This is a genomic window from Arthrobacter sp. 2YAF22_2 (assembly GCF_052114645.1).
Taxonomy (GTDB): Bacteria; Actinomycetota; Actinomycetes; order Actinomycetales; family Micrococcaceae; genus Arthrobacter.
The window spans coordinates 1-3,247 of sequence record NZ_JBFRFD010000433.1 but is presented as its reverse complement, the minus strand read 5'-3'; the positions used below and the strand labels follow the sequence as shown (position 1 = coordinate 3,247).

Sequence of the window (3,247 nt, the reverse complement as noted above, 5' to 3'; positions counted from 1 at the left end):
GCCAGGGCGCGGCCGGCGCTAGCCGCAGGCCGTGACGCGGTAGAGGTGCACCTTTCCCTCGGTCTTGACCGCCTCAACACCGGGCACAGAGACTTTGCCCAGGTCCCGGAGACCGATGAAGGGCTCGTCGCCGGGAACCACCTCGAAATCTCCAAAATCCAATGCCCAGTACGCCTTGAGTTTTTTTACAATTGGGCAGACCTTGTCGTTGTAGGCAGCTTCGTCCCAGTGGTCGAGGAGGTACTGCTCGTCTGGTGTCCTGTTCCCGAAGATGTGCGGAGCCAGGGTCCGTCGGTCGGAGATTGCGTACACAAGAGACCCACCGGTTCGCGGGTTCGCGACCACGAGGTCCGTTGCCGGCACAATTTCCGGCACGGCATGAAGCAACGCGGTCTCGTCCGTGGTCAGGAGGTATGAGTTGGACGTGGTCTCAAAAATGGTGTTCAGCCGTTGCTGGACATTTGACAGCGTGCCGCCCTGGGCGGCTGCTCCCAGCGCGAGAACAAGGCCCACGGACGCGGCGACGCCGGTCACTGCGGGAAGTCGGGCTGCCAGGGGACGCACCACGGGTGCCAGCTTGCCCGGGTCGGTGCGGCCGTTGAGCACGAGATAGTCGCAGAGCGCCCGGACCCGCCACGTCAGCCATTGGGCGCCCATGACGGCCACCGGCAGCGTCACTACGGGAAGCAGGGCCGCGAGCCGGAAGCTGTCGTTGTACCAGACGCCCGTCCAGAAGGTGCGGAAGTCACCGAGCGTCCACGACGAAACGATGACGTAGAGGGCGCCTCCCACGGCATACATCCCGAGCACCCACCAGTACTGCCCGAGCCGGCGGGCGATGACATAGGTGCCGATGATTGTCAGGCCAAGCATGACCCACGCTGCCGTGGTTCCCATCGGAGCGCTCGCGAGAATCTCCCCGAGCGCCCGGGCGTTGGATTGAAACGGCGTCCACGGCGCTGCCGCCAGGCTGGGCCGGATGAAGATCCAGACAACAAGGCCAAAAACGACGTAGACCACGGTCGCCGCAGTCCAGAGCAGCAGGGCACGGCCTGTTTCCTTGCCACGGCGGTAACTCCGCCACGAGAGGATCAACCGCGCTAGAACCGGCGGCGTGCTGAATCCGATGAGAGCCACCAGTGCGCTGGGGTGCGCGAGTACGAGGCCGGGACCGACGAGGGCCAGCGCGAGCAGCGGCGCCCAAAACGAGGACGGGCGGCAGCGGGCCAGACCCAAGACTTCAATCACAAGGCCCAAGGCGACCGGGAGCAATGCGATGGCTGCATGGTTCGGGTACAGCACGCCGAAGGCGACCATGAGGTAGGGGAAGGAGCTGAATCCTGCGGACAGGACTCCGGCACAAAGAATGGCGATAGCCTGATTACCGACGATCCGGGTTACGAGGAAGATGCACGATAGAGGCCAGATGATGGCGCCGATGACAATGGTGCCTACATTTACGACTTCCATGACCGAGGAGCCGCCGAACATGAAAACCAGCGCCATGAGATCGTGCATTGCTGCGGGGTAGAAGCCCGTAGAGGCGTCCGTCAGGTTGCCCAAGGTCAGGGAAGACCCGTCCTGCGTATTCGCAATGTAGCGGATGGCGTTTAGATGGTAGACGTTGTCAAAAGTCTGAGAGAGGCTGTCAGGATGGCCAAATCCTTTGACATAACGGTATGTAACGATGATGGCGGGGATTGAGACCGAGGCAGCAACGAGCAACGGCCACAGTCGCTGGCGCGACGCGGCCAGCGGTATGGCTCCGTTGGCTCCCAGGACACCGCGATCTCGGTCCGGCAGGTGGCTGGACCTACGGCGAAGCCATACCATCCGTCCAACGAAGCTCAGCACAGCAACGGCGGCGCCGGCTCCCAGATAGGTGGCCGGATTGAACGGGACGTTGACTCTCCCGAGCGCGATCCCGAGCACCGAGGCCAAGGAAAAGGATACTGGAGCGGCGAGGCAAATCAGGTTAAGCCGGCGAACTCCGCCAGCGGCCAAGATCGCGAGACCCGGAACAAAAAAAATCAGAATCGTTCCCGCGAGCGTTGGGCCGGTTTGCCACCACGTCATGAATAAGTTCTCCTCAGAATGCCAATCGAACGCTTCAAGTATGCCTTGTTTCGAGTTTGTATCCCGGTCCAGAGCCCCGTCGACGCGGGTGTTCCCTGCAACTGTGGGGCAGTCGGCTGTTGATATAGTGAAGCATCATGGGCAACTCAACGACTTCCGGCGTTCTGATTATCATGCCAGCTTGGAACGAGGCTGAGGCGATCGGAGACACCATCCGCGAGGTCCTGCGCACCGTGCATCACGACGTTCTGGTTGTCGATGATGGTTCGAAGGACAACACGGCGCGTGTAGCGCACGAGGCCGGGGCGACTGTCGTTAAGCTGCCGTTCAACCTCGGCGTTGGCGGCGCCAYGCGCACCGGGTTCAAGTACGCCATCCGCCACGGCTACAAGGCGGCAATCCAAGTGGACTCGGACGGGCAGCACGATCCCCTCGACATCGACCGGGTTCTGGCGGGCCTGGAAGTTGCCGATATCTCCATCGGCGCACGCTTCGCCGGTCGCGGCACCTACGATGCGAAGGGTCCCCGGCGTTGGGCGATGTCCGTACTCGCCAAGGTAATCTCCCGGGTGGCCCGTACTGAGTTGACCGATGTGACCTCCGGCTTCCGTGCCGCTAATGAACGCGCCTTGCGCCAGTACATCGACCATTTTCCCGCCGAATACCTCGGTGATACCATCGACTCTCTGGTTGTCGCGATCAAGTCAGGGTGCCGGGTAACGCAGGTACCGGTCGAAATGAAGGTCCGTCAAGCAGGCACCCCGAGCACCGGCCCGCTGAAGTCGGCCGTATATCTTGCTCGCTCCGGGCTTGTCCTGTGCTTCGCCCTCGCGCGGCGTAAGACGCCGACTCCCGATTCCGTTCATACACCCGAATTGGGTTCCATCGCAGGCGAAGGCAGTATCTAAACATGAGCGTTGCGTCTGCACTGATTATCGCCATCGTCATGGTCCTGGTCGTTCTTCAAATGTTGCGGCAGGGCAAGCTCCGGGAAAAATATACGGTCCTCTGGCTCGTCGTCGGCGGCCTAACCATCGTCCTGGGTGTCTTCCCGCAGCTGCTGGACTGGGCGGCCTCCCTAGTTGGCATACATGTGCCAGCAAATCTGCTCTTCGCCCTCGCCATCGTCTTGCTGGTGGGTGTCAGCTTGCATGTCTCTCGGGAATTGACC

At 61.9% G+C, this 3,247-nt stretch carries 3 protein-coding genes; 2 read left to right on the top strand and 1 reads right to left on the bottom strand.

Going from position 1 to position 3,247, the window contains the following annotated elements; translation table 11 throughout:
- Positions 1 to 18: 18 nt before the first annotated feature.
- Positions 19 to 2,076 (bottom strand): DUF6541 family protein, encoded by a 2,058-nt coding sequence (locus AB4Y86_RS15395; protein ID WP_441403066.1) that lies wholly within the window; start codon positions 2,074 to 2,076, stop codon positions 19 to 21.
- 137 nt (positions 2,077 to 2,213) lie between these two features.
- Between AB4Y86_RS15395 and AB4Y86_RS15390 the strand changes: the two genes are divergently transcribed.
- Together AB4Y86_RS15390 and AB4Y86_RS15385 are read left to right on the top strand one after the other, a co-directional pair.
- Positions 2,214 to 2,984 (top strand): glycosyltransferase family 2 protein, encoded by a 771-nt coding sequence (locus tag AB4Y86_RS15390; protein WP_441403065.1) that lies wholly within the window; start codon positions 2,214 to 2,216, stop codon positions 2,982 to 2,984.
- A gap of 2 nt (positions 2,985 to 2,986) precedes the next feature.
- On the top strand, positions 2,987 to 3,247 hold a 261-nt coding region (locus tag AB4Y86_RS15385), incomplete at its 3' end, for a DUF2304 domain-containing protein (RefSeq protein ID WP_441403064.1).